The organism is Candidatus Frankia alpina (genome assembly GCF_902806485.1).
In the GTDB taxonomy this organism is placed as follows: Bacteria; Actinomycetota; Actinomycetes; order Frankiales; family Frankiaceae; genus Frankia; species Frankia alpina.
Map to the genome: position 1 here is coordinate 1 of NZ_CADCWT010000499.1, position 1,059 is coordinate 1,059.

General features: G+C 66.1%; 1 pseudogene. It reads left to right on the forward strand.

Annotated features, from left to right (window positions below):
- Window positions 1–72 precede the first annotated feature (72 nt).
- A pseudogene (locus G6R25_RS24185) lies at window positions 73–1,049 on the forward strand (IS5 family transposase).
- Window positions 1,050–1,059: the final 10 nt, after the last annotated feature.

Sequence of the window (1,059 nt, forward strand, 5' to 3'; positions counted from 1 at the left end):
TGTTCCGAGTCTGGATCACAAGCAGGGTGATCGTCCTTCGCGTTCGGGTGCTTCGGCTGGTAGCACGGTTGTATGACGCGTGGTGATCTGACCGATGGTGAATGGGAGTTGATCGAGCCGCATCTCCCGCTGGGGGCGTCCGGGCCGATCCCTGACCTGCGCAGCTATGTCAACGCGGTGATGTGGAGGTTCCGTACCGGCAGCCCCTGGCGGGACGTGCCGGCCAGCTACGGTTCCTGGTCGACGATCTACGACCGGTTCCGCATGTGGGCACGTGACGGGGTCTTCCAGACCCTCATGGACGCGATGATCACCGAGGCGGCGGCGCGCGACGATGTCGATCTCAGCCTGGTCAGCGTGGACTCCACCGTCGCCCGCGCGCATCACCACGCGGCGGGCATGGTGGTCGACCCGGATCTCCTGGAGGACATGGAGAAGGCCCTGACGGAGGAAAAGGGGCTTCAGAAACCGGACAAAACGACCCTGTAGTCGAGGTGCCCGAAGATGATGAGGGAGCCGAACGGGCACGGCGCCGCGCGGCCCGACTGAAGGCCGCTGACCTGGGACGCTCCCGGGGCGGGCTGACCAGCAAGGTGTACCTCGCGACCGACCGGCGCTGCCGCTTACTGTCCATCATCCTCACTCCCGGACAGGCCGCAGACAGCCCGTGTTTCCTCCCGGTCCTGAAGAAGATCAAGGTGCGTGGGCCGGTCGGACGCCCCAGGGCCCGGCCGGACGCGGTCGCCGGAGACAAGGCCTACTCCTCCCGCGCCAACCGCGCCCACCTGCGCACACGGAAAATCCGGGCGGTGATCCCGGAGAAGGCCGACCAGAGGGCCAACCGCAAGAAGCGCGGCAGCGTCGGAGGCCGCCCGGTCAGCCACGACGCCACGCTCTACAAAGACCGCAACACCGTGGAACGCGGCATCAACAAGATCAAGGAATGGCGGGGTCTGGCCACCCGCTACGACAAGACACCCGAAAGCTACGCCGCGGGACTCCACCTACGCGGATCCATCCTCTGGCTACGCAGCCTGCCAACCATATGATCCAAACCCA